Genomic DNA, 25115 nt, shown 5'->3' on the forward strand with positions numbered 1-25115 from the left:
TGTATTATACAACAAAAAAAACTGCCGAATAAATTCGGCAGCGATTTCAAATCCCGTGCTTACTCATCAACGTGTTCAGCTCTTTCAGGAACATGTTAATATCCTTGAATTGGCGGTAAACGGATGCGAAGCGAACGTAGGCGACCTCATCGACCGGATAAATATGCTCCATCAGAAGCTCGCCGATGATTCGGCTCTCGACCTCGGCCGTGGCGGTATTCCGAATCTCCCGCTCCACGTCGGAGACGATGACCTCGAGCTGGCCGACGGAGACCGGCCGTTTCTCGCAAGCTCTCAGCAAGCCGCGCAGCACCTTATCCCGGCTGAATTCCTCGCGGCTCCCGTCCTTCTTGATGACCATCAGCGGCGTTTCCTCGACCGTCTCGAAAGTCGTGAACCGACGGCTGCACTTCTCGCACTCCCGCCGGCGGCGAATCGATTTGTTGTCGTTGGCCGGACGGGAGTCCAGCACCTTCGTTCCGCTGTAATCGCAATAAGGGCATTTCATGTCGTCGATCTCGCCTCCTTCGAATCCGTTAGATTTTCCAAGCCTTCCCTTACATGAACGGTAGAATAAAGCACATAATACAGTTACCAACCGCAAGGAGGTGAACACACATGGCCGGACAAAACAACAACAGCAACCAGCTGCTCGTTCCCCAAGCGAATCAAGGCCTGAATCAACTGAAATATGAAGCGGCCCAGGAGCTTGGCATTGCCATCCCGCAAGACGGTTACCAAGGTAACATGACGACGAAGGACAACGGTTCCATCGGGGGTCACATTACCCGCCGTCTCGTGCAGATCGCCGAGCAACAGCTGGCAGGCCGTTAATCCGACGACGGTTATCGACTGAAGCACTCCATTATCGGGAAGCTTTGAAGCGAAAGAAACGCTTCAGGGCTTCCTTTTCAGATTATAACGTCTCGTATATGTCCTGATACTTCTTATAATAATACAACACACGCTGGACGTAATGTCTAGTCTCTCCATAAGGAATATCGCTAATCGTTTGTTCCCCGCCGTCCCATACGCCCTGTTCGAGCCAGGATCGGACCTTGCCGGGTCCCGCATTGTACGCGGCCAGCGATTTAACCAGATCGCCGCCGAATTGGCGCTGCAGCTCCTTCACATACCACGAGCCCAGGGCGATGCCGGCATTCGCCTGCGTTCCCGCGTCCTTGACGGTAATATCGCCGAAGTCTCCCTGCTTCAGAATCCATTCCGCCGTGTCCGGCATAATCTGCATAATGCCCATCGCTCCCTTTCGGGATACGGCCGTCAGCCTGTAGTTCGACTCGACGCGAATGATCGCCGCGATCAGAAGCGGATCCAGCTCGTAATGTTTCGCGTTTATCTTGATCTCATCCTGGTAAGATATCGGATAAATCCATTTGCCGAGCCAGTCCGACCGTATAAACAGAGCGGCGAGCACGATCAGGACCAGGAAAAGAATAAAGCGTTTGCGTCTTTTCTTCATCCGAACCCCTTTTCCCGCCAGTAACGATTAACCTGCTTCTCCGTCTCCTCCGGCGTCCCGCCGTTATCGATAACGATGTCCGCGAGCCGTTTCTTCTCCTCGATGTCCATTTGGGCGGAGAGCCGCTGATCGGCCTCCTCCCGGGTTAGCCCGTCGCGCCGGATGAGACGCAGCAGCTGCGTCTCTCGAGGCGCATAGACGAGCATCACCTGTTCGAAATGGCTCTCCAGCTTCGATTCGTACAGGAGCGGAACGTCGACGACGACCAGCCTGGCCGGATCGTCCCGCTCATAGCGGGCCATCCGTTCCTTCATGACGGCGCGGATCGCCGGGTGCGTAATCGCTTCTAGCGCTTTGCGCTCTGCCCGGTCCGAGAATACGATGGCCCCGAGCTTCTTGCGGTCGAGGGAGCCGTCCGGCTGCAGCACAGCTTGTCCGAACCGCTCCGCGATGGCATGCAAAGCCGGTTGCCCGGGCTCCACGACTTCCCGGGCGATCCGGTCCAGATCGATCAATATCGCGCCCCGCTCCGTCAGCAGCTTGGCGACCGTGCTTTTGCCGGTGGCGATGCCCCCCGTTAATCCTATATTCATAAGTCCCTCTTCCTAGAGGACGTTCTCCGGAGGAGCTCGCCGTCCTCTACGCAAACAATTTGAATATCCCCATCGCGATCAGAATGATGCCGGGCAGCATCGACAGCTGCTTCACCCAGCGCCAGCGGGAAGCCCACAGGCCGAATCGGGTGCCGAACCAGAGAAACAGCCCGCTGGACGCCGCGATCAGAAGCGCCGTAAGCATCGGAGGAAATCCGACCAGAGCTGCGCCGATTCCGGCTCCGAAAGCGTCCAGCGACAACGCCGTTCCCAGCAGGAACGCCTCGCCGGCGCTGATCGTCCCCGACCGGTCCATATCGGCCGCCGAAGGCGTACGCAAAATTTGGATGATGAATCCGAATATTTTCAGCTCCAGCTTAAGAACGGGAGCGTCCGCAGCCTGATCCGGTATTTCCGTTCCCGCTCTCCCTCTGGCGACGGCGTCCCGCGAATCGCGTTCGCCGCTGCGAACGAACTGAATCAGCGCCCACAAGCCGATGCCGATCAGAATGACCGCTCCGACGGCCGAAGCGCCGTGAGGCGGTATCCATCGCGCCATCGCGACGCCGACCATCATCGAGAGCAGCAGGATCAGACCGGAACAGATCGAAATAATCGCCACGGAGGTTACGGGTATTTTAATTTTCCTGACGCCGTAGGTAACGCCGACGCCGAAGCCGTCCAGACTAACCGCGAAAGACAACAAGAGAAGCGTTGCGACAGGTGCCATCATAACGGATTTCCCCCTGCATGGATGCGATCCCGCGCTTTCGAAATCGAAACCGGGTACTTTCCATCCTATGCAGGCTATCGTGACAATGCCCCGATTCATCCGTCGCTACCGGCTGTCTCCGTCCAGTCTTCGCTTTACGGCATGAGACGCCCGCCGCGTTCCGGCGTCAGCCATCGGCCTCGCTTTCGCTCTTCCCGAACCGCGAGGCGGCTTCTGACAGGTCGGACATACGTGTGTGCCCCGGCCGCCCACGACCGACTTCTCGATCGGACTGCCGCACGCAGGACACGGCTCGCCCGTTCTTCCGTACGCGCGCAAGCCGAACTGAAACAGCCCCATCTCTCCTTGCCCGTTAACGAACGATTTGATCGAGGAGCCCCCGGCCTCCACAGCGGCCGAGAGCGTCGCTACGATCGCGCCGTGAAGCTTCTCCTGCTCCTTCGGCTTCAGCTCGCCTGCGGGGGTCTCCGGATGTATGCCCGCCGCATGCAGCGCCTCGTCCACGTAGATGTTGCCCAAGCCGACGACGACCTCCTGATTGAGCAGCAGCGGCTTAATCTTCGTCGTCCGCCTTGCGAGAGCCCGCTTGAACGCGTCCGGCGTGAAGCCCTCGTCCAGCGGCTCTAGTCCCAGTTTATTCAGCGGAGCGGCGGTCCATTCTTCCCCGGACGCAAACAGGTGCATCGTCCCGAATTGTCGCACGTCCTTGTAACGCAGCTCTTGTCCGTCCGTAAAACGAAACCGCACATGCGTATGAAGCTCGACCGGTTCGTCTGCTCGGTACAAGCCGTAGCGGCCTTCCATCCGAAGATGGGACACCAGCACCAGCCCGTCCAGGACAAGCCGCAGAAATTTCCCTCTCCGCTCCACCGACTGGAACGTTCTTCCTTCCAGCATGGCGGCGAACAGCTGCGGGTCGTCCGGCTTCTGCAGAATACGTGGCAGACTAACGGTCACGCGTTCGATCGTCTTGCCGTTGATCAATTGGTTCAAGGTGCGGCGCACCGTCTCTACTTCGGGTAATTCCGGCATTTCTCTTCCCTCTTTTCCTGCTGACGATTACTTCGCCTCGTACCAGTTGGAGCCGACGCTGACTTCCGCCAGCAGCGGAACGTCCAGCTTCAGCGCGTTCTTCATCGTCTCCGGTACGAGGGCTTTCATCGTATCCAATTCATCCTCCGGCACCTCGAACACCAATTCGTCGTGAACCTGAAGCAGCATCCGGCTTCTCAGCCCGCGAGAGACCAGTTCCTCGCTCATCCGCATCATCGCCAGCTTGATGATGTCCGCCGCCGTCCCCTGGATCGGCGTGTTCATAGCGGTGCGCTCCGCGAACGACCTCAGGTTGAAGTTGGAATGGCGAATTTCCGGCAAGTAACGGCGGCGTTCCAGCAGCGTCGTCACGTAGCCGTCCTTCCTCGCCTGCTCCACAATCTCGGTCATATAGCGGCGCACGCCCGGGAATGCCTGAAAATATTGCTCGATGAAGCTGGCGGCTTCGCCGCGCGTAATATTCAAGTTCTGAGACAAGCCCCAGTCGCTGATGCCGTAGACGATGCCGAAGTTGACGGCCTTCGCCTGACGCCTCATGTTGGCGTCTACCCGGTCCGCCGGCACGCCGAACACGTCCATCGCCGTCTTCGTATGGATGTCCATCTCCTTCAGGAACGCTTCCTTCAGCCCGTCGTCCCCGGAGATGTGCGCGAGCACCCGCAGCTCGATCTGCGAGTAGTCGGCCGCTACGATGGACCAGCCCGGCTCGGACGGCACGAACGCCTTGCGGATCTGACGGCCTTCCTCCAGACGGATCGGAATGTTCTGCAGATTCGGGAACTGGCTCGACAGCCTTCCCGTCGCCGCGATCGTCTGCCGATAGAACGTATGGATCTTGCCCGTCTCGGGCCGAATTTCCTTCAGCAAGCCCTCGATATAGGTCGATTGCAGCTTGGACAGCTGGCGATAGTGCAAAATCAGCCTGACGATCTCGTGATGGGGCTCCAGCTTCTCCAGCACTTCCGCATCCGTCGAATAGCCCGTCTTCGTCTTCTTCACGACGGGGAGCCGAAGCCGCTCGAACAGCACTTCGCCGAGCTGGCGGGTCGAGCCGATGTTGAACTCGAAGCCTGCGCAGGCGTAGATCGCGTCCGTCGTCTCCTCCAGCCGGCGCTGGAACTCCGCGCCCAGCTCCTGGAGCGTCTCCGGGCGAACCTGGATGCCCTGCTTCTCCATGCCCGCCAGCACGACGGACAGAGGCTGCTCCAGCTCATAATACAGCCGGTTCATCCCGAGATTCTCGAGCTGCTCGGCGAGCGGCTCCCGCAGCCGGCGCACCGCGTCGACCTTGGCGGCCAGATGCTTGGCCAACTCGTCCGCCGCCGGGACGCGGAATTTCGCCCCCTTGCCATAGACCGCTTCGTCCGACGGAATCGGCGACAGCCCGTACCGCTGCAGCAGATTGTGCAGCGACGGATCGGCTTCCGTCGGATCGAGCAAATATGCCGCCAGCTGCACGTCGAAGGAATGGCCCTTCAGCTCGATGCCCGAACGGGCCAGCACAAGATCTACGCGGTGCAGGTCATAGCTGATTTTCGGAGCGCCGGCGTCCGCCAGCCATTCCCTGAGACGCGAGGCATCCGGACCGGACAGCTCGCCATACGGAACGACGTAGCAGATCTCCCCGGCCGCGACGGCCAGTCCGATGCCCTCGCTCTGATGGGGATTGTCGCCGGCTGCGTCGACCAGGAAGGCTTCCGCCTCCGCTAACGCGGCGTATAAGCGTTCCCAGCCTTCCTTGGCAACCTGGACGACCTCATAGCGAGAGGCCGTCTCGGCCGTTTGCTGTTCCAGCGCTTCATCCGCCGGCCCCAGGTTCAGCCGTTCGCTAAGCGCTTTGAACTCCAGCTTGCGGAACGCCGAAGCCAGCGCCGACGGCTCGTAGCCCTTCCAGACGACGTCGTCCAGCGTATAGTCGAGCGGAACCTCGCGATAGATCGTGGCCAGCTCCTTGCTCATTCTCGCGCTGTCCCGATTCGATTCGATGTTCTCGCGGAGCTTGCCCTTGATTTCCTCGACATGCTCCAACACGCCCTCGACGGTGCCGAATTCGTGCAGCAGCTTCAGCGCCGTCTTCTCTCCAACGCCGGGGATGCCCGGGATGTTGTCGCTGGCGTCTCCCATCAGCCCTTTCAGATCGATGATCTGCGCGGGCGTCAATCCGTACTTCTCGGCAATGCCCTCCGGCGTGAACCGCTCGACTTCGCTGACGCCCTTGCGCGTAATCCAGACGCTGACCTGTTCGGTCGTCAGCTGCAGCATATCCTTGTCTCCGGAGACGATAATAGCGGTCTTCCCTTGCTCCTCCGCCTGCCGGGCCATCGTGCCGATAATGTCGTCCGCCTCGTAGCCGGCCAGCTCGTATTGGGAGATCGAGAACGCTTGCAGCAGTTCCTTCAGCAGCGGAAACTGCTCCGACAGCTCGGGGGGCGTCTTCTGCCTCCCCCCCTTATATTCCGAATAGCCTTCATGCCGGAAGGTGATCTTGCCCGCGTCGAAGGCGACCAGCACATGACTCGGCTTCTCCTCTTCCAGCACCTTCAGGAGCATCGTCGTAAAGCCCAGCACGGCGTTCGTATGCAGTCCGTTGCTGCTCGTCAGCGGAGGCAGCGCGTAAAACGCGCGATTGATAATGCTGTTTCCGTCAATTAAGACCAGCTTGTCCCTTTCCTTATCCTTCCCCATTCCCGTTCGTCCACCTCGCCGACTTTGTCATAGCACCATCATAACATAATTGCGGAACGGGCCGCACCCCGGAGGTTGTTTCCGCTGTCCTCTCTCAAGCCCAAAAAAAGAGAGCCTCCCCGAGTCCTTTAGACTTTGGGGATGGCTCCCAGATTCGCGGCCGCGGGAACTTCGCTCGGCCTTCCGATCAAATAACCCTGCGCGAAATCGAAGCCCATGGCGCGCAGCAGCCGGAGCTCCTCCGGCCGTTCGATTCCTTCCGCGACGGTTCTGATGTTCATCTTCTTGGCGAAACGGACGAACGTGCGGAGCATATGCTTCTTCATCTCGTCCTTGTCGGCCAGGCGGACGAGCGAACGATCCACCTTAATATAATCGGGACTCAGCTCCACGATCGACTGCAGGGAGGAGTAACCCGCGCCGGCGTCGTCGATCGCGATCTCGTACCCTTGACTGCGATAGTGAGCCAGTATTTTTTTCGCCGCTTCGAAATCGTCGATCGAGCTTCGCTCCGTCAGCTCAAACACGACCTGTCCGGGGTACATGCCTTTATCGCTCAGCCAGCGCACCGTCTGTCCGGATACGAAGTGGGGATCGTTAATAATGCTCATCGTCACGTTGATGAAAATTTTCTGGACGGACCCGAGCGACGGAGAGTGCCGGATGGCCGTCTCTCTTGCCAGGCGATCGAGCGCAAGAGCCATCTGGCTTTTCTCGGCGAATCTGAACAGGGAGAGCGGCCCGTCAAACAGGCTGCCTTCCGGACATCTCGTCAAAGCCTCGTAGCCGAATACTTTCCCGTCCCCGAGCCGTATGATCGGCTGGTAGACGCTCTTGATGCTGCTCTCCGCAAGCAGCCGCTCCAACTCGCAGCGCAGCTCCCAATCCCGCTGTCCGCTGAGCGACTCGCGGATCCGTTCCGTCGCCTTCACGACGCCGTTATAGACGACGTCCTTGACGCGCTCCGCCGTTAGCCCTTGCAAGCTGGCGTAACCGATTCCCCGCTCCTTCTGGCTGGAAGTCAGCGGCGTCTGTCCGGCCCTCCCGACCGACTCCGCTGCAATCGCCTCCCGAACCCGCTTGGCCATCGCCCGCAAATACAAGTCTCCCTCGTCCTCCCGCACGGAGGAGGGCAGTCCGGCATAGAGCCACAGATGGCCAGACACCTCGTCGCCGAACCATAGATCGCTTCGATTCATCGATCGGGCAAGCCAGCCGTCCCATTCAAAGCCCTCTTGCCTGAACTTGGAGGCGAGCCCGCCGCTCCACTCCGATAGATCAATGCCGATAATCCCGACAGAAGGATGATGTTCGATTCGATCGATGAGTTGTTCTATGCCGAACCATGACGTTGCCATACGATTGAACACCAGCTTCCCCGAGAAAATATTCGCGATTATAATGTAACAGGGTTCTGTTAAGGCAATTCGACACTTTCGTTAACGCCCCGTTAATTCCGCCTCCGCCTTCCTGTCTTCCGCCTCGCGCTCCTCGAGCTCCTCCCAGACGATAGAATTGCCTCGCTGCCGCTTCGCCTTCTTCTTCAGCAGCGCCGCTCTTTCCGAAAGCGCCTCCGCCGTCCAGCCTGTCGTCGAGCGGCACAGCAGCAGAGACAGCGACATGGACAAGGCCGGCGCCTCGAGCGGCTGTCCCGAGCGGTCGAACACCGGACCCGAATGCAGCGGGACATACACTCCGATTCCTTGCTCGAAGCGGTCGATCGTCTCCCGCGCCGCCGCCAGCGCGTCCAGCCCCGAAGACAGAACGATGAAGTCGTCTCCGCCGATATGACCGACGAAGCAATCTCCGTTAGGCCGTTCTCTCGCCATCTGCACAATCGTCTCGGCCGTATAGCGAATGACGTCGTCTCCCCGCTGGAAACCGAACTGGTCGTTGTACCATTTGAAGTGATCCAGATCCGCATAGAGCACCGCGAACGGTCTTCCTTCGGCAAGCCGGCGGTCCATCTCTCTGCGGATCGGCTCGTTGCCCGGAAGCCCGGACAGCGGATTGGCCCACTGGGCGTCCTTCACGCGGGCTTGCGACACCCACTCCAGCATGGAACGGATCGAAGCGATGCCCGTGACTTGACCGTCGCGGGTAATGATCACCTCGTCGTACAGCTTGTCCGGCTCGCGAGCCATCGCCATCTGCGACGCCTGGTCTACGGTGACGGACTCTTCGACGATGACGGGATGGGTATCCATAATTTTGCCGACGGGTCTGTTCCAGTAGAGGGGCAATCCGAATTGTCCGGACAACAGCTGCAGCAGCTTCTCCTTCATGAGCAGCCCGACCGGCTTGCCGTTGTCGGAGATGACGACGCCCTGCGCTTCGCGGTGAAGCTCGAAGTGGCGAGACACTTCAGACACGTGCGTATCGCGGGAAAACTGCTTGACCGGATTGGCCAGTCCGGCCATCGTGCCCGCCGCTCCCCGGAACCTCTTGGCGACCTCCTCCCGGATGCGGGTTTGCAGCCCGGAGATTCGCTTCTCCTGATCCGCGTCGCCTCCCTCGCTCTCCTCGGGCAGCTTCTCCGCTTGCGCATAGTGCATTCCGCTGGCCACCAGACCGGGCAGCAGCCCCTCGCGATCGAGCCCTCCGGCGATGAAGACGATCTGCTCCTTGCGCGCCAGGGCAATTAGCGCCTGCAGCAGACTCGCTTCCACGGAATCCGGCGTTTCTCCGCGAATCCAGGATACGTCCAGATGCGCGTAATCGGGATGCAAATCGGCCATTCTGCGCAGAGATTCCAGCTCCGGACGCACTCCCGCCACCGAGATGCGAAAGCCTTGATTGCGATAATGCTTGAAGGCCGACGCCGTCATGGACGGAGACTCGTTATCCCCTTCGATCAGAACAAGAACGACGTGCTCCGGCCGAAGGTTCGCCGCCTCGATTCTTCGGAGCGTGCTTCCGGGATAAAGCCTCGGATCGAATACGATTTTGGCCGGGACGGGAAGAAACAGCTTGACGTCTCCATTCGACGAAGGCAGCCCCCGGATCGCCGCCTCGCGGAAGCGCCGATCCCATTCGAACAGCTTGCCGGTCTGTTCCGCCTGGGCATAGAACGCTTGCAGATCGATACGCCGTCCTGAGCGCGTATTCACCGGAACGGCTTCATATCCGTACAGGGAGCCGTCCAGCAGCGATACGATCGGGAGGTAGCTCACCAGATAATCGAAGTCGGCCAACGTTTCCTCCGGCTCGTTCAGCGGAAACCGAAGCAGCGGCACGGCGGAGAGCAGCATCCGTTTCCAAGCGGTCTCGTACGCGAGCAGAAGAGCAGCCTCCGCTTCGCGGGGATCGACGGACAGGCCCGCGACCTGCCCGTCCTCGCCTGTCGCCCATCCGAACCCGCAGCGAATGCTGCTGCCGGCCGGCATCGTCTCCGGCCGTCCGAACTGCATCCAAGCGCGTTGGACCGTGTCCCGAATCAGAAGAGCCATCCTTCCCGAGAATACGTCGCCGTTCTCGCCCGCGTCGCCTTCGTCGGCGAAGGTGACGGCGACGATCAGGCCGGAGCCGGCCATCGTCCATCCGATGGCGGAATCCGATCGTCTGGACAGACGCATGCCAACCGCGCGCATCAAGCGTGAGACGCGTAACGAAGAGCTGCCGGGCATCTCCGGATCGGCTTCCCACCGCACGACGAACAGTCCGCAGCGTCCCGGATTCCCGTCCTTGCTCTGCCACTTCCGTAAAATATCCCGGTTCAGCCAACCTCCGGTCCCCTTCATGACGTCCAACCTCCGCCCGACGATTCCCTGTTTGCGAGATCCGTTTTGTTTATTCCAACATAACACGGTCTCGTTATTTGTAGTTCGGCCTTTTGTTAACGGAACGTAAATTAAAGGAGCTTCTCCCGTAACGACACGTGAACGGGAGAAGCGGAGGTCCGCGCTATTGCGAAGGGGACGCGGCTTCAGAACTGGCGAAAAACTCGTAGACCTTTGGCCAGCTCGTGCCAGACCTGCCCGTCCGGCGTATAGATGCTGCCGCCCCTAACGACGACCTCTTGTCCGTCCGGAACCGTCAGCTCGTAGCTTCCCGGACCGACAGCGACGATCGTGGCGGCGCCGGCAGCCCGGCTGGCCGTGATCTTGTACTGATCCCCGCGGTAACGGATGTCCGAAGCTCCGGCGTACGAAAGCGACGAAGGCAGCTTCGGCGCGACGCGCAGGCCGTCCAGCTCGGCCCGAAGCCCGAGAAAACCGTGCGTCATGACGGCCGGAACGAGACCCGATTCGGGAAACTCCCCGATGACGCCGTGGCCGATAAAGCCGGCGTTGTTCGGGAGATCCCGGCTCCGTCGCAGCTCGTCCTGGGCGAATTCGGCTAAGATCGCCTGCAGCCGGCCGAAGCCGCTGTCCGGACTGATATGCTCGATTCGTCCGACGATGTCGTCGAACGACGTATACAGAATCGCCCCGCCGTTCTGGGCGTTGGCCCCGTACCGGCTGTTGCCCGCCGGGCCCGGATCGACGCCGAAAGCCTCCCCGTCCCACCAATACGGAGTAGATGACGCGATATCGAGCGTATTGCTTCTCGGCGCATACTTGAACGCGTCGTAGATGTCGCTTCCTTGGGACGTATCCCCGCTCACGATGCGCGTGCCGTCCAGCCACTGGTAGATCAGGCTCGCTTGATTGGCGTCGGCCAGACCGAACCGGACCGCCATCGTATTCAAGAAGGTGAACCCGTAATCGCGCCTGCCGCCTTCGACGTCGACCGTCGCGATGTATCTGCCTTTGACCGGATCCCAGAAGGTCGAATTAAACATGCTTTTCATGGCCGGCAAGTAGCTCCGGTATGCGGCCGCCTCCGCCGTATGTCCGAGCGCCTCCTCCAGATCCGCCATCGCTTTGGTCGCCTGGTACATCAGGGCGTTGGCGTAAGCGTCTTTGTAGCCGAACGGAATGTTGTCCCAGTAGTTGGACGCGTTCGGCAGCGGCGAAGGCAGACCGTCGTAGCCGGGCTCCGTGTAGACGAACAGGCCGCTCGCCCCGCCGTAATTCGTCAGCATCCAGTCGAGCGATTTGCGCAGCTTGTCCAGCAGCGTGTTTACGCCGGCCGGAAGCGGCGGAGCGTTGACGTTCGTGAAGCCCGGAAGCGCGTCCGTCAAAAACGTGTCGTCCCTCGTCCACATGTAATATTCGTAGGCGCCGAGAATGTACATCGGATTATTCGTATTGTGCTTCTGCACGCCGAGGTGAAGCCGGCAATATTCGCAGCCCCATACGAACCCGTCGGCGTCCATCGGAATGTTGTAAATCACTTTCCGGAAATGGTTTTTGGCCTCCTCCTCCGACGTCCAGGCCAGCTTCAGGGCGTCCCAGTAATGCCATTCCGTCGATGCGGAGGCGATGATGCCCCCGGTCGTATTCGTCCAGTCCGTCCCGCCGCCGATCGTCTCGTTTTTGGCCGTTCCGAAGACGGTCCACATATTGTTCAGATAGGCGTCGAACGTCTCTCCCAGCGACGTGAAGAACGTATTTTCGCTTGCGCCGTAGATTTTCACGTCCGCGAGCTGCGTGTAATAGGCATGTCCGTCATGTCCCCGCATGTCGCTGTAGATTCTCAAGTATCGCGCGTTAATGCCGTTCGTTTCCAACCGCTGCGGCACGTCCCCGGGATTCGGATATACCGGAAAATCGAGCACGGGCATATCGAACCAGACCGCGCCGTCCAGACTGTACTGCAGCTTCAGAGCCGTCGGAAATCCGATTCCGGAAGGTCTTGCGGTCAGCTCGACGGAATCGACGATCCGGATGCTTCCCAGGTCGAAGCGAATCCACTGCGGATCGTCGTAGGCGCCGCTTGCGGCCGAGCTCGACCAGAAGGTGAGCGGATCGCCGTCAACCGCTTTGCCGGCTGCGTTCGCAGGGCCGTATTCCGATGAAGCGGTTACATTCACCGGCAGGATCGGCGACGGCGGCGCCGCATTGCCATAGACCGTCACAGCGACGGACGGGGACCATTCGGCGGAAGGCGTGCCGCGGCCGTCGAACGCTCTCGCTTTGACCTCGTATTGCCCCGGGCTGCTCCAAGAATGAATGCCCCGTCCGCTGTATCGGTCCGTCGGTCCCGGCAAGTTCGGAATCGTCTGCCCGCTCAGGCTTTGCGTGCCGTCTCCCCAATCGAACAAATACATGACCTTCGAGCTGTCGCCCGGATCGGCCCGCAGCGCCCCGGCCCAGTAATCGTTCTTCTCCCCGGCCTGTACCGTCGTGTTTAATTGTCCCAGGAACGGCGTCAGAATCGTCGCCGTCAGCGGAGGATTCGCCAGATAAACCTCCGAGACATAATCGTAGTCGGTCGCGGCGCCGTTATGGTAGCCGGTCGACGGATGGGCGCTGTCCAGATAAGCGTAGACGCCGACCAGCTCCGTCGCGTCGCTCAGCACCCACAAGTACTCGCCGGCCGGCTGATCCGGAAAGCTCATCTCCAGCCAAGCGTTGTCGTCGAAATTGAGGAAGGCGCGCTTGGCGATCGGCGTGCCGGCCACCGAGGTCGCATAATCGGTGTCCCATTCGTATAGCGTCAGAGTCAGGTTGCCGACGCTGTTCCCCCAGCTCGGACACGACACTCTCAGCGAATTGAAGGCGTCCGGCGCCTCGAACTGCTGACCCCTCGTCTCTCCGCTCGCAACCACGGCCGCAGACAAATTGCTGCCCGTATACAGCTTGGTCCAGCCGCCGGAAGCGTGGGCCGAAGTCAGGTGACCGAGCACGAACAGCACAGCGAGCGGCAAAAATAAGACAACCCCTTTACCCGCCAATTTCCGAATGAACATGATCATTCCTCCCGGATTGAATGGATTCCGAGGACTCGATCGAGACCCCCATGATGGGGAGCGCCCCTCCCGGGCCCTCGGGTGAAACCGGATTGCCGATTACTGAATGTAGCCCAGCGCCTTATACTGTTCGGTCACGCTGTCGAGCAATTGCTGCCCGCCCGCCTTCAGCCAGCGAGCTTTGAACGCCTCGTAATCGTTGTCGCTGCCCAGGATGTACTTGATGTCGAATTCGTTCTGAAGCTTCGTGACATCGCTCATCAACTGCGGATCCAGCGTAAGCAGCGATTCGAAATCCGAATAGCGGGGGGTAACCATCGTCTCCTTGTCCAACTCGTACATCTTCTCCTCGACCTTGCCCGCCTCGTCGGCCGAGCTTTGGAGCACGTTGTCCAGGTTAGTCGCAATCCAGGTGCCGTAATCCCAAGCGCCGGGCATCGCTACGCGGTAGTTGTCCGGGTCTTCCTTCTCCTCGCTGAAAAACTTCGCCCCGTTCGGCAAGTCGACCAGCGTTTCCCCGGTGATGCCGATCCCCCAGCGCAGCTTCCAGAAACCTTCGTTCGGATGCGTGACGTTCTCGATCAGCTGCAGGATCCGCTCCAGCTTCTCGGGATCTTTGGCCGCGTTGGCGGAGATGGCCAGCATGCCTCCGATCGGGGCGCCCGGAGCGCTTTTCCCGCCGATCTCCGACCCTTTGGGCATCGGAAGATTAACCCAGATGTCGGCCGCCTTGCCGGTGTTTCCGTTGTTCTGGTCGTACTCGGCGAGCAGAACGCCGGGATACTGGTCGACGCCGACTTTGTCCGTGTACAGCTTGGCGGCTTTCTGCCCCCAGTTCTGCGTATACCAGTCCGGGTCGATGATCTTCTCCTCGTGCAGCTGCTTCACGAAATCGAGAAACTTTTGGTGCGTTCCGTTCAGGATGGAATGGTCCGCCTTGTTGTCCGAGACCTGGAAGCCGCCCTGCCCGTACATCGCTTCGAGCGCGGCCAGCGTGCCCAGATGCGCCCCTTCGCCGGAAGTGGTGATCCCCCACGTATCCTTTTTCCCGTTGCGGTCCGGATCTTCGTTCGTGAATTTCCGCAGCGTCTCGAGCAGCTCCTGGTCCGTTTGGGGAACCGGCAGTTCCAGCGCGTCGAGCCAGTCCTTGCGGATTTTGAACGACCAGATGCTCGCGTCCGCCTGTTTGGGAAGCGCGATCATTTTTCCGTCCAGGGACACGTATTGCCTCGCGATGTCGGTCATCGTTCCCGCAGCCGTCGGCACCTGATCCAGCAGCGGCATCCAGTCCTCCAGCAGCACGCCCTGGTTATAAAGCTTGAGAATGACGTTGCGGTCCGTGCTGTAGATCAGATCCGGCGGCTCGTTGGCCGAAAATCGGGTTAACAGCTTGCTCTCGAAATCGTTGGCCGTAATGTTCGTCAGCTTGAAATCGACGTTAAAGGTTTCGTCGATCCATTTCTTGAACGGATCGCGCTCGTCCGTCGCCGTATTGACCCATCCGGTCTCCAGCAGCTCGATGGCGACCTTCCGACCGCCGCTCTCCGCTCCGGGATCTCCGCCGGTTCCTGCCGCCGCCGAAGGCCCGGCGGAAGAGCTCGAGCCGTTCGGCGCGCATCCGGCCGCCGCGACGCTCCCGGCCAGCAAAATGCCGGCGATCGCGTGCAGCCTTTTTTTCTTAGTCATGTTTTTGTCCTCCCTCGTTTGGTTTGCCGATGGCGGGTTACCCCTTGACTGCCCCCAAGTACATGCCTTTAGCGAAATACTTTTGCAAGAACGGATACACGCAAAGAATCGGAATCGTGCCGAAAACGACCAGCGCCATTTTCAGGGACTCCGGGGAAACGCGGAGCCGGGCGTTCGCGACGTTGGAGGCCGCGCCGATATTTTGCATGACCGAAAATTGCTTGTCGTTCACGAACATATTGCGGATCAACAGCTGCAGCGGGTGCATGCTCCGGTCGTCCACGTAAATGAGCGCGTCGAACCAGGCATTCCAATGCCCGACCGCCGTGAACAGGCCGATCGCCGCCATCGCCGGAGCCGCCAGCGGGATCATGATGCTCCACATCAGCCGGACTTCCCCTGATCCGTCGACGCGGGCGGATTCCTCCATCTCCGGCGGAAGTCCTTCGAAAAACTGCTTCAGCACGAGCACGCTCCAGCTGTCGACCAATCCGGGAACGATCAGCGCCCAGAGCGTGTTCAGCAGGTGCATATCCCGAACGACCAAATACGTCGGAATCAATCCGCCTCCGAACAAAATCGTGATCAGAATGGCCAGCAGAAGCGCTCTGCGCCCCGGCAGCCCTCGTCTGGACACGACGTAGGCGGTAATCACGGTCAGAGACAGCGTCAAGGCCGTGCCCAGCACGGTCCGTTGAATGCTGACCCACATCGCCTGCGTGAACAGCGTGCCCGTGAACATCTGCTTGTAGGCCAGCAGCGTCGGCTCGTCCGGCCAGAGAATAAAGCCGCCCTTGGCGTTCCACTCCTGCTCGTTGACGAGGGACGAGCCGATCACGTACAGGAGCGGAAGCAGGGAAAGCGCCGACAGCGCGATGACGATTAAAGCCGCCAGCCATTGATAACTCCGTTCCGACATTCGTCTTCCTCCTTGCTACCAGATCCCGGTTCCCGTCGTTTTTTTGGAGATTGCGTTCGAGATGAGGATCAGCGCGAGCCCGATGCCCGATTGAAATAGCGAGACCGCCGTCGCCATGCTGTACTGCAGCGAATTTAAGCCTTGGCGGTACACGTACGTGTCGATCACGTCGCCCACGCCGTACGTGGCGGGATTGTAAAAGAGCAGAATTTGCTCTCCCCCCGCGTACAGAACGCTGCCGAGCGACAGCGTGAACAGGAAAATCATCACCGAACGAAGGCCTGGGAGAGTCACGTGCCAGATTCGTCTCAGCGGTCCCGCGCCGTCCATCTTGGCCGCGTCGTACAGCGAGGAATCGATCATCGTCATGCCGGCCAAATAAATGATCGTCCCCCACCCGATCTCCTTCCAGATGGCGGAGCCGATGAGCAGCGGCCTGAACCAGCCCGGCTCCAGCAGAAAGTTCTGGGCGGCGCCCCCCAAGCGCTCCAGCAGTTGATTGACAAGTCCCATGTTCGAAAACAGAGCGTAGACGAGGCCGTACATCACGACCCATGAGAAGAAATGGGGGATGTAAAGGACGGTTTGGCTGACCCGGCGAAGCGCCGCCGAATGCAGGTCGTAGAGCAAGATGGCCAGCAGGATCGGAGGAATAAAACCGAACGCCAGACGCAGCAAGCTGATCTCCACCGTATTGGTCAGCACTTGATAAAACTCAGGCTTCGAAAAAATGTACGAAAAGTTGGCCCATCCCACCCATTCGCTGTTCCAGATTCCGCCGATCAGGCTGAACTCCTTAAAAGCGAGCGTAACCTGCACGAGCATGGGGTAGTAGCGAAAGATGACGTAATAGATCAAGATCGGGACGATGAGCGCGTACAAAAACCAGTAACGCTTCATTCGGGATAAAGGAAGCCCCAGCCCTGTTCTCCCCCGGTTGCGAATCCCCGCCCCGGCCGCGCGATGTTCCATTTGGACATTCACCTCCTCAGCGCCGGCCGCGGCCCCTTTCGGACGCCGCTTCCGTCATTGTAAGGGCGGCGGCGCCGGCGTTAAAGGCGACGATCCGACCAAAAAGGGACGAATGTTGCTCGAGCCTCCGCGGGAGGTTGCTCATCGGAACGTTATCGGTTATACCTAAGAGGAAGCGCTTTCTACAGACTTGCCGAACGCACTGGAGCGGATGATCTTGATCAGGCTTGCCCCCCTGAACTACCGGAACTGGCCGATCTTCCTCAAGATGGCCGTCGTATTTTCGCTTATGTCGACCAGTCTCGTCCTGAGCATCGGAGCCGCCTCATACACGGTATACCGGAGCAGCATGGAAAGCCAGATCGGCGATTTCGTTCCCCAGGTGCTGTCGCAGGCGAACAAGCAGGTCGAGAGCTACATCGGGGATTTAACGACTGCCTGGCCCGATCCGCTGCTGCAAGCTTTGCGGGAAATCAATCTGGGAGAAGGAAAGCCTTCCCTGGAAACGACGCTGGAGCTCCGGGAGATGCTCGAACGGTTAAAGCTGAGGCTGAAGGACCGGCTGTACGGCGTCACGTTTTTTACAGCTCAAGGCCATGCTTTCGTAATGGAGCAAAACGGCGGCGTATGGAAAGAAATGTCCTACGAGACGCAATCCTGGTTCGACCGGCTGGACACGGTTCAATTCACCCCGCTCGTGCTCGGAACGGTGCGCCAGCCGATTCCCAACAATCGCCAAGGGGCGTTCTTCTTCTCGATCGTGCAGCCGCTGCGGCTGCCCGGCACGAAGGAGCTTGCCGGAGCGATCCAGATTTTCGGGACGATGGAGCCGCTGAAAACGATCATGAGCGGCATCGACTTCGGCCCGAACTCCAGCCTGTATATCGTCGATCACGAGGATCAAATCGTTTACTCTTCTTTATCGGCGCAGATCGGAGAAAGCTGGAAGCCGGACCTGGGCATCGATCTGGCCGGGCAGCCTCCGGGAGCCCATTCGCAAGTCATCCGGCCGGAAGGGAAAAAGCGGCTGCTCAGCTACAATTGGTCTTCCGAAACGGGCTGGAAGGTCATCGGGGTCGTGCCGATGGAAAATTTCAGCAAAGGAGTGTCCCAGGTCGCCCTTTGGACCGGCGTCGGGATTTTGATCGGGGTTATGGTGGCCGTTACGCTGTCCAGCCTGTTATCCTACGGCTTTACCGGACGGCTGCAAAAGCTCAGCAGGCAGATCCGCTCCGTTCAGCTGGACGATCTGGAGCTCAAGCAGGAAGCGATGCAATATGACGAAATCGGATATTTGTCCGTCTCCTTCCGAAGCATGATCAATCGGATCCGAAACCTGATCGAAGAAGTGCTCAAGACGAAAATATTGAGGCAGGAGGCCGAGATCAGGGCGCTGCACAGCCAGATTAATCCCCACTTCCTCTATAACGTGCTGGAAGCGATCCGCATGACCGTCAACAAAGGGGACAGCGCTTCGGCCGAAGCGGCTCTCGTGTCGCTCGGCCACGTGTTTCGCTACCAGGTCGATCAGGCAGGCGACCTCGTTCCGATCGGCAAGGAGCTGGAATTCGTCGAGCAGTATTTGCGGATTCAGGCGCTGCGCTTCGGCGACATGCTGGAGGTTCAGCTCGACGCGGGCGGCGACGTCGCGAACGTTCTCGTCCCCCGCATGGCGATCCAGCCGCTCGTCGAGAACGCGCTGAAGCACGGCCAGTCGAGCGTCGATCTCACGATTCAATTGACGGTTCGCATCCGCCGCGTTGGCGGCGAACTGCGCATCGATGTCATCGACGAAGGAGACGGGATGACCGCCGGACGGCTCGCCGAAGTTGTCGCGGGCTTGGAAGAAGGCTATACCTCGGATCGCCGATTCGGCCTGGCGAACGTCTACCAGCGAATTAAGCATCGGTACGGGGAGCGGGGGACGTTGTCCATCGAAAGCGAGGAAGGCGCGGGCACGATCGTCCGGATCCGCCTGCCCGCCGAAACCGGAGGCGAGATAGCAGACGAAGCTGAGAACCGGACTTCCGGCGAGGCCCCGCACAGCACAAGAAAGGAGAGGCTTCCATGAACATCCTGATTGTTGACGATGAATACGCCATTCGGGAAGGGCTCCGCGAAATGCTGGGGCGCCTCGCCCTCCCCGGGGCGTCTCTGAGGCGCGTCGATACGGCGATCGACGGAAACGGCGCGCTGGCGGCGCTTCACCGTCAGCCCTACGACCTGCTGATTACGGACGTGCGGATGCCGGGCATGGACGGCCTGCGACTTCTCGAGCGCGTCCGGGGCCGATATCCGCGGATGAGAACGATCATGCTCAGCGGCTTCGACGACTTCTCTTACGTTCGGGAAGCGCTCCGGCTCGGCGCCTCGGATTACCTGCTGAAGCCGGTGCAGCTGCAGGAATTGACGGCGGCGATCGAGCGGCTTCTGACGGACGAGCGTCCCGAGGACGGCGTTCGTTCGAGCTGGGAACGATTGAACGGACGCGACGGCTTCAAGGTGCTGGCCGCCGTCGATCTGGATCGCCCGTTCGGCTCGCGCGCCGGACAATTCGGAGATCTGCAGACGCTGGCCTGGCTGCTGAACAAGACGGCATCAGAGATTATGGAGGGGCTGCCGGACGCCGCAATCGTCGGCGGGCTCCCCGAGGGGGGAGACGCATGCCGTCTCGTATGCGGCTTCGTCGGCGATTCTCCCGAGAAAGCCGAGCAGCTCGCCGAACGGTTCGCCCGGACCTTGTCCGGCTTCTGGGCAGACGTCGTCCGATTGCCCGTCAGCGTCGGACTTTCTCGCCCGTTCGGTCCGGGTCAGGCGGAAGATGTCCCTTATTCCGAAGCTCTCCTGGCCTTGCTGTCGAGATTGGGCCGGGGGAGCGGCATCTATCGGACCGCAGACTCGGTCGCGGACGCGGCCGGCGCCAAGGCGGATCCGCGCGTCTGGCAGCAGCTTCAAGCCGCGCTGGACGTCGGGGACTTCGATCGGTTGACCGAACGTCTGCTCGGCCTGATCCGCGACTGCGCGAGCCGGGGAACGCCTCTCCAGCTCATCCGGACGATCGAGAAGCTGCTGCTTGCCCTTCAGGATCGCATTCAAGACGACGCTTCGGCCGCCGATCAAGCCCGCAAGACGGCGGATTTCATCCGCAAGCTGTGCTGGTCCCGCAGCGAAGACGGCTTGTTTCGCGAGCTCAGCGAGCGGATTAGCGGCTTGTACCTGCTGCTCGACCCCGAAGAACGAGAAGGGCAAATTATGGCGAAAGCCAAAAAGTACATGCGCGAGCATCTCGGAGAAACCCTTACGCTGGAAGACGTCAGCCGGGTAACGTACGTCAGCCGGTCGCATCTGAGCCGATTGTTTCGCAAGCGGGCCGGGCAAACGTTCCTGGAGTACTTGACCGACTTGCGGATTGAGGAAGCGAGAAGGCTGCTCTCGGAACCGGGAATCAAAATCTACGAGCTGGCTGAAAGGCTCGGTTATCGGGATTGGAAGCATTTCAGCCGAACGTTCAAGGAACGCACCGGATACGGACCCGCCGACTACAGATCGAACCTCAGCGTCAAGCTGTCGGAGTGAACCGGACCTCGAATTCGCGGCCGGGGTCGCCGATGAGGAGCTCGTACCCTCCATCCTCCAGTCGTACGGGACGGCGATCGGCGCATACCGGTTCCGTCCCGCTGCGGAACTGGAGGCGTCCCGTCCCGGCCGGAATCGAGACGCGGATCTTCTCCCGGTCCATGTACACGAACACCTCTCCCGCCGGGACGGGAACTCGGCCTTCGATCCATTCGAGCCCGCCCAGAGCGGGACGAATCCGCACCTCCTCGTAGCCCGGTTTCGCCGGAGTCACGCCGAGGAAGTATTTTCCTAGCAGATACAGGGGGCTGGCTCCCCAGGCATGGCAGAGGCTCTTGCCGTATTTCCGGCCGTACATCGCATACTGGTCGGGCAGAGGAACGGCAGGATCGTATTCCTCCCAGAACGAAGTCGCCCCCAGCTCGAGCATGCCGCCCCAATAGGACGCGATTTCCTCCCGCACGCTTGACTGCTCGCCGATCTCGCACAGGGCGGCCAGCTCGTAGAATCTCATATAGGGCGTCGTAATGGCCGGAACATCCGGATTCAGCAGCGCGCGGCGCTTCACCCGATCAATCTGCTCCGGCTCCAGAAACCCGTACAGCAGCGCGATCATATTCGGATGCTTCGTCACGAACGGATCGATCGCGCCGTTTAAGCGGCGGTGAACGAACGCGCCCTTCTCCTCGTCCCAGAACGTCTTGCGGATGTCCCGGCGCAGCTTCTCGGCTTTCGGACGATAGCGCTCTTCCGTCTCCCAGTCGCCGAGCAATTCGGAGAACCGAACGACCGCCTCCAGCGCCAGGCAGTACAGCATCTGCTCAAAGCAAAGCTCGCCCTCCTTGTCCATATCGGCCCAATCCACGAACACCCAGTCTTCTCTCCGCCCTTCCAGCATGCCGTTCTCATTGCTCCGGGAGTCGCAGAACGCCATCAGGCGAAGCATCGAGCCGTATTGCTCCCGAATAAAAGCGAGATCCCCCGTATAGCGATAGTAATCGTCCAGCCCGATAAACCAATAAAGCGTATAGTCCAAAATCGTATTCAGATGATGCTCGACAGGGTCCTTGCCCCGAAGCGCGACGATCGTTCGCCGGGTAATCGGCATATCGAAGAACAGATAATAGTTCATCAAATAGCTTTGATAGGCGTCTCCGGACCAGACCCAGCGATCCCGCTTGATCCCGTCCAGAAAAAACTCGCGGGCGTTCAAATGGAACGTATACGCCGACACCTCCCAAATGCGGTTAAGCTGCGGGTCTGACGACCGGAAGCTTCCCCGATAGGCCAACGGCAAATATTCGTATAGCAGCGAGACGCCGCCGACGCTTAAGCCTTCGCCGCAATGAACGCGCACGTACCGCAACGCCCGGGAATGCCGAACCGTCGCTTCCTCTCCGTCCCGCTCCGAGACTCTAAGCTCGTCGTACGTCTCGCCATGCTCGAAGTCGTTCGCCTCCTCCTCCGATTCCCCGTAGACGAGCCTAGCAACCCCCTCTCCCCGGATCCCGTGGAGCCGCACGTAGCCGAACGTCTCCCGGCCGAAGTCGACGATGAGCGAGCTTCCTTCTCGCCGGACGCTGACAGCGTTCAGGGGCTCCGTCTTCAGTCTAAAATCGGCCGGCGGAACGGCCGGATCGCGGAAGCCGCCTCGTCCGGCGCTCGCGAACCCGGTATGCCAGAGGTGGCTGACCTCCCACGATTCGTCCGAGAAGACCGTTTCCCCCTGAACGAACAAAGCCGGCACCCGCGACAAATGATGAACCTGCGCCATTATCGCGTGCTCTCCCGCCTCGACCCGCACGCCTTGCTCCGGATGTTCGATCGTCCTGTCGCCGATTTGCAGACGCAGCGCTCCGTCCGCCAGGAACGTCACCGTTTCCGCTCTGTCCAGCTTGACCGTTTTCCGGAACCTGACGACCGGGTATGGACTGTCGACGCGCCAGATCGGCGCGATCGTCGACCTTCGCTCGTCCCGTCTCAGCTCGACCTCCCGCCGCAGCCAGATTTCGAAATCCCCCGGATACCAGATCCATTCCGCCTGTTTGTCGCCCATGGCCATTCCCCTTCCGTTTGCGTTTGCTTCCTTCCATTTTAAAAACAAGCGGCTTCGGCGGTAAGGAGAAAATCGGGGAAAAAAGGAACGGAACGGAGCGGAACGGAGCGGAACAGGGCTTCTCCTCTTCGTCCGGCGGCATGTGCCCGACTGCGTTGGCCTCTTGATCTCCCCAAGCAGAGATGCGGCGGGTTAACGGAGGAAACTTGTGAAATCGCTGGTCAAAAGAAAATCGGCGCCTCCCCGGGCGACGATAATCGCGCTGTCAGTGCAGGCGGCTTGCGCCGCGCGCGCTCAGGCGTTCGTCCGAGACCCGGAAGGTGCCGATCCGTTTTTTACTACTGATTCAGGTCCGGGCGTTTGCCCGTCACCAGATAGACGACGCATTCGGCGATATTCGTCGCGTGATCGCCGATCCGCTCGATATACCGTCCCACGAAGCTGAGCAGCATCGCCTGGCCGACCGTCTTCGGGTTTTCGACCATCAGCGAGAACAGCTCGCGAATAATCTGGGCGTACAGCGCATCGACCTGATCGTCGTCCTTGGCGCTTTTGTACGCCAGATCCACGTTCTCATCGGCATACGATTGCAGCGATTCGCGGATCATGACCGCGACGATATCCGCCATTCTCGGCAGGTCGAGCAGCGGCTTGATAAGCTCCTGCCCTTCCAGACGAAGAACGGCTTTGGCGATGTCGACGGCCAAATCCCCCATCCGCTCCAGGTCGCTCGATATTTTGAACGCGATTAGAATGCGGCGCAGATCCTTCGCAACCGGCTGCTGCGTCGCGATCAGCTTCGCGCCGATCTCGCTGATTTTCTCCTCCAGCTGGTTCAGCTCGGTATCGGACTTGACGATCTCCTTGGCCGAGCCTACGTCTCCGCTCTTCAGCGCGTTCATCGAATCGATAAGCGCCTTTTCCGAGCGGCTTCCCATCTCGATCAACAGTTGGGTAATCTCGTCCAGCCCTTGATCGAACTCCATTCTTTTTACCATATTCCGTCACCCTCTCCCGGTTTCAACCGAACCGTCCGCTAATATAATCTTCCGTGCGCTGATCCGTCGGATTGGAGAACAGCCGCTCCGTCTCCGAATATTCGACGACTTCTCCGTTCAGGAAGAAGACCGTTTGCTGCGAAACCCGGGCCGCCTGGTGCATATTGTGCGTCACCATCACGATCGTGTAGCGGTCCTTCAGCTCTTGCGCCAGCTCTTCGATCTTTAGCGTGGAGATCGGATCCAGCGCCGACGTCGCCTCGTCCATCAGCAGAATGTCCGGCTCGACCGCCAGCGCGCGCGCGATGCACAGACGCTGCTGCTGCCCGCCGGAGATGCTGTTCGCGGAACGCTTCAGATGATCCTTCACTTCGTTCCACAGCGCGGCGGAACGCAGACTCGTCTCCACGATCTCGTCCAGCTTCTTGCGGTCGGTGATGCCGTGCAGCCGCGGTCCGTACGCCACATTGTCGTAGATCGACTTCGGGAAGGGATTCGGCTGCTGGAACACCATTCCGACCCGTTTGCGAAGCGTCTCCACGTCGACATTGCCGGAGTAGATGTCGGTTCCGGCGATCTCGACCTTGCCTTCGATACGCGTTCCCGCGATCATGTCGTTCATTCGGTTGAACGTGCGGAGGAGCGTCGATTTGCCGCAGCCGGAAGGACCGATGAAGGCGGTGATGGCCTTCTCCGGAATTTCCATGTTAACGCTCTTCAGGGCGTGGAAATCTCCGTAATACAAGTTCAAATCATGGATCTCGATAATGGAGCTCATAATAGCCATTCACCTCTTCTTTTATCCGAACCGCCCTGTAATATAATCGTTGGTCTCCTGCTTCTGCGGATTCGTGAAAATATTCGTCGTCAAATCGTACTCCACCACTTCGCCGGTCAGGAAAAAGGCCGTTTTATCCGATACGCGCGCAGCCTGATGCATATTGTGGGTGACAATGACGATACAGTAATCCCGCTTCAGCTCGGCAATCAATTCCTCGATTTTGGAGGTCGACACCGGATCGAGCGCCGAGGCCGGTTCATCCATTAAAATGATGTCCGGCTTAACCGCGATTGATCGGGCGATGCACAGCCGCTGCTGCTGTCCGCCCGACAGCGCCAGCGCCGAATTGTGCAGACGATCCTTCGTCTCCTCCCACAGCGCCGCCTTGCGCAGCGACTGCTCGACGATCTCGTCCAGCTCCTTCTTGTTTTTCGTCCCGTGGTAGCGAGGGCCGAAGGCGATGTTCTCGTAGATCGATTTGTGAAAAGGATTCGGACGCTGCCAGACCATGCCGATGCGCTGGCGCAGCGAGACGACGTCCGTATCCGGACTGTTGATGTTCCGGTCGCGAATCCAGATTTCCCCCGTAATTTTACATTCGGGGATCAGGTCGTTCATCCGGTTCAAGCTTCTCAGGAACGTCGACTTCCCGCAGCCGGAAGGTCCGATGAGCGCCGTTACCTGCTTGGATTGGAAATCAAGCGAAACATCCTTGACCGCCTGCTTGCCGGAGTAATAGACGCTCAAGCTTTTGGTAGACATGCCAATGCCGGTCATCCGGTTCCAT

General features: G+C 59.8%; 19 protein-coding genes. 3 read left to right on the forward strand and 16 right to left on the reverse strand.

Going from position 1 to position 25115, the window contains the following annotated elements; genetic code table 11:
• Positions 1-46 precede the first annotated feature (46 nt).
• Complete coding sequence (nrdR, locus tag ACFO3S_RS01410; protein WP_378091460.1) at positions 47-508, reverse strand: transcriptional regulator NrdR; 462 nt, start codon at positions 506-508, stop codon at positions 47-49.
• Positions 509-618: 110 nt separating this feature from the next.
• Between nrdR and ACFO3S_RS01415 the strand changes: the two genes are divergently transcribed.
• A complete protein-coding gene (locus ACFO3S_RS01415; RefSeq protein ID WP_378091462.1) occupies positions 619-834 on the forward strand; it encodes a small, acid-soluble spore protein, alpha/beta type in 216 nt (71 codons plus the stop codon).
• Positions 835-916: 82 nt separating this feature from the next.
• Here ACFO3S_RS01415 and ACFO3S_RS01420 read toward each other — a convergent pair whose 3' ends face one another.
• The 11 genes from ACFO3S_RS01420 to ACFO3S_RS01470 form a co-directional block, all read right to left on the reverse strand.
• A complete protein-coding gene (locus ACFO3S_RS01420; RefSeq protein ID WP_378091464.1) occupies positions 917-1480 on the reverse strand; it encodes a lytic transglycosylase domain-containing protein in 564 nt (187 codons plus the stop codon).
• Complete coding sequence (coaE, locus tag ACFO3S_RS01425) at positions 1477-2073, reverse strand: dephospho-CoA kinase (protein WP_378091466.1); 597 nt, start codon at positions 2071-2073, stop codon at positions 1477-1479. The genes ACFO3S_RS01420 and coaE overlap by 4 nt, the downstream gene beginning before the upstream one ends.
• A 46-nt stretch (positions 2074-2119) precedes the next feature.
• Positions 2120-2803, reverse strand: coding sequence for a sporulation membrane protein YtaF (ytaF, locus tag ACFO3S_RS01430; RefSeq protein ID WP_378091468.1), 684 nt, complete (start codon positions 2801-2803; stop codon positions 2120-2122).
• A gap of 108 nt (positions 2804-2911) precedes the next feature.
• Positions 2912-3838, reverse strand: a complete 927-nt coding sequence (gene mutM / locus ACFO3S_RS01435) for a DNA-formamidopyrimidine glycosylase (protein ID WP_378091470.1) — start codon at positions 3836-3838, stop codon at positions 2912-2914.
• 27 nt (positions 3839-3865) lie between these two features.
• On the reverse strand, positions 3866-6544 hold the full coding sequence (polA, locus tag ACFO3S_RS01440) for a DNA polymerase I (RefSeq protein ID WP_378091472.1): 2679 nt from the start codon (positions 6542-6544) through the stop codon (positions 3866-3868).
• A gap of 128 nt (positions 6545-6672) precedes the next feature.
• Positions 6673-7902, reverse strand: coding sequence for an EAL domain-containing protein (locus ACFO3S_RS01445; protein WP_378091474.1), 1230 nt, complete (start codon positions 7900-7902; stop codon positions 6673-6675).
• Positions 7903-7983: 81 nt separating this feature from the next.
• Positions 7984-10284 (reverse strand): EAL domain-containing protein, encoded by a 2301-nt coding sequence (locus ACFO3S_RS01450; RefSeq protein WP_378091476.1) that lies wholly within the window; start codon positions 10282-10284, stop codon positions 7984-7986.
• A gap of 185 nt (positions 10285-10469) precedes the next feature.
• Positions 10470-13340 carry a discoidin domain-containing protein gene (locus ACFO3S_RS01455; protein ID WP_378091478.1) on the reverse strand — a complete coding sequence of 957 codons (2871 nt, stop codon included), beginning with the start codon at positions 13338-13340 and terminating at the stop codon, positions 10470-10472.
• A 99-nt stretch (positions 13341-13439) separates the two neighbouring features.
• The gene (locus tag ACFO3S_RS01460; RefSeq protein ID WP_378091480.1) at positions 13440-15026 is read right to left on the reverse strand and encodes a type 2 periplasmic-binding domain-containing protein; all 1587 of its coding nucleotides are present in this window, start codon (positions 15024-15026) and stop codon (positions 13440-13442) included.
• A gap of 37 nt (positions 15027-15063) precedes the next feature.
• Entirely contained in the window at positions 15064-15945 is an 882-nt protein-coding gene (locus ACFO3S_RS01465) for a carbohydrate ABC transporter permease (RefSeq protein ID WP_378091482.1), read from the reverse strand.
• A 15-nt stretch (positions 15946-15960) separates the two neighbouring features.
• A complete protein-coding gene (locus ACFO3S_RS01470) occupies positions 15961-16917 on the reverse strand; it encodes an ABC transporter permease (protein WP_378091484.1) in 957 nt (318 codons plus the stop codon).
• 217 nt (positions 16918-17134) lie between these two features.
• Here ACFO3S_RS01470 and ACFO3S_RS01475 point away from each other — a divergent pair, with 217 nt between their 5' ends.
• On the forward strand, positions 17135-18988 hold the full coding sequence (locus ACFO3S_RS01475) for a cache domain-containing sensor histidine kinase (RefSeq protein ID WP_378091486.1): 1854 nt from the start codon (positions 17135-17137) through the stop codon (positions 18986-18988).
• The gene (locus tag ACFO3S_RS01480; RefSeq protein ID WP_378091488.1) at positions 18985-20493 is read left to right on the forward strand and encodes a response regulator; all 1509 of its coding nucleotides are present in this window, start codon (positions 18985-18987) and stop codon (positions 20491-20493) included. Before ACFO3S_RS01475 ends, ACFO3S_RS01480 begins: the two co-directional genes overlap by 4 nt.
• Here the strand turns inward: ACFO3S_RS01480 and ACFO3S_RS01485 are convergent.
• The 4 genes from ACFO3S_RS01485 to pstB (ACFO3S_RS01500) form a co-directional block, all read right to left on the reverse strand.
• Positions 20477-22549: an alpha-L-rhamnosidase-related protein gene (locus ACFO3S_RS01485; protein WP_378091490.1), complete on the reverse strand. Its 2073-nt coding sequence runs from the start codon at positions 22547-22549 to the stop codon at positions 20477-20479. The genes ACFO3S_RS01480 and ACFO3S_RS01485 overlap by 17 nt on opposite strands.
• A 338-nt stretch (positions 22550-22887) precedes the next feature.
• Complete coding sequence (gene phoU, locus ACFO3S_RS01490; RefSeq protein WP_378091492.1) at positions 22888-23547, reverse strand: phosphate signaling complex protein PhoU; 660 nt, start codon at positions 23545-23547, stop codon at positions 22888-22890.
• Between the two features lie 22 nt (positions 23548-23569).
• Positions 23570-24325: a phosphate ABC transporter ATP-binding protein PstB gene (gene pstB, locus ACFO3S_RS01495; protein ID WP_378091494.1), complete on the reverse strand. Its 756-nt coding sequence runs from the start codon at positions 24323-24325 to the stop codon at positions 23570-23572.
• Between the two features lie 21 nt (positions 24326-24346).
• Positions 24347-25105: a phosphate ABC transporter ATP-binding protein PstB gene (gene pstB, locus ACFO3S_RS01500; RefSeq protein WP_378091496.1), complete on the reverse strand. Its 759-nt coding sequence runs from the start codon at positions 25103-25105 to the stop codon at positions 24347-24349.
• Positions 25106-25115 lie beyond the last annotated feature (10 nt).

Source organism: Cohnella hongkongensis (assembly GCF_042654645.1).
GTDB lineage: Bacteria > Bacillota > Bacilli > Paenibacillales > Paenibacillaceae > Cohnella > Cohnella hongkongensis.

Bases quoted from the DNA above. Each gene is read 5' to 3' on its own strand.
- nrdR (WP_378091460.1), bottom strand. From the start codon at position 508: ATGAAATGCCCTTATTGCGATTACAGCGGAACGAAGGTGCTGGACTCC.
- ACFO3S_RS01415 (WP_378091462.1), top strand. From the start codon at position 619: ATGGCCGGACAAAACAACAACAGCAACCAGCTGCTCGTTCCCCAAGCG.
- ACFO3S_RS01420 (WP_378091464.1), bottom strand. From the start codon at position 1,480: ATGAAGAAAAGACGCAAACGCTTTATTCTTTTCCTGGTCCTGATCGTG.
- coaE (WP_378091466.1), bottom strand. From the start codon at position 2,073: ATGAATATAGGATTAACGGGGGGCATCGCCACCGGCAAAAGCACGGTC.
- ytaF (WP_378091468.1), bottom strand. From the start codon at position 2,803: ATGGCACCTGTCGCAACGCTTCTCTTGTTGTCTTTCGCGGTTAGTCTG.
- mutM (WP_378091470.1), bottom strand. From the start codon at position 3,838: ATGCCGGAATTACCCGAAGTAGAGACGGTGCGCCGCACCTTGAACCAA.
- polA (WP_378091472.1), bottom strand. From the start codon at position 6,544: ATGGGGAAGGATAAGGAAAGGGACAAGCTGGTCTTAATTGACGGAAAC.
- ACFO3S_RS01445 (WP_378091474.1), bottom strand. From the start codon at position 7,902: ATGGCAACGTCATGGTTCGGCATAGAACAACTCATCGATCGAATCGAA.
- ACFO3S_RS01450 (WP_378091476.1), bottom strand. From the start codon at position 10,284: ATGAAGGGGACCGGAGGTTGGCTGAACCGGGATATTTTACGGAAGTGG.
- ACFO3S_RS01455 (WP_378091478.1), bottom strand. From the start codon at position 13,340: ATGTTCATTCGGAAATTGGCGGGTAAAGGGGTTGTCTTATTTTTGCCG.
- ACFO3S_RS01460 (WP_378091480.1), bottom strand. From the start codon at position 15,026: ATGACTAAGAAAAAAAGGCTGCACGCGATCGCCGGCATTTTGCTGGCC.
- ACFO3S_RS01465 (WP_378091482.1), bottom strand. From the start codon at position 15,945: ATGTCGGAACGGAGTTATCAATGGCTGGCGGCTTTAATCGTCATCGCG.
- ACFO3S_RS01470 (WP_378091484.1), bottom strand. From the start codon at position 16,917: ATGGAACATCGCGCGGCCGGGGCGGGGATTCGCAACCGGGGGAGAACA.
- ACFO3S_RS01480 (WP_378091488.1), top strand. From the start codon at position 18,985: ATGAACATCCTGATTGTTGACGATGAATACGCCATTCGGGAAGGGCTC.
- ACFO3S_RS01485 (WP_378091490.1), bottom strand. From the start codon at position 22,549: ATGGGCGACAAACAGGCGGAATGGATCTGGTATCCGGGGGATTTCGAA.
- phoU (WP_378091492.1), bottom strand. From the start codon at position 23,547: ATGGTAAAAAGAATGGAGTTCGATCAAGGGCTGGACGAGATTACCCAA.
- pstB (WP_378091494.1), bottom strand. From the start codon at position 24,325: ATGAGCTCCATTATCGAGATCCATGATTTGAACTTGTATTACGGAGAT.
- pstB (WP_378091496.1), bottom strand. From the start codon at position 25,105: ATGACCGGCATTGGCATGTCTACCAAAAGCTTGAGCGTCTATTACTCC.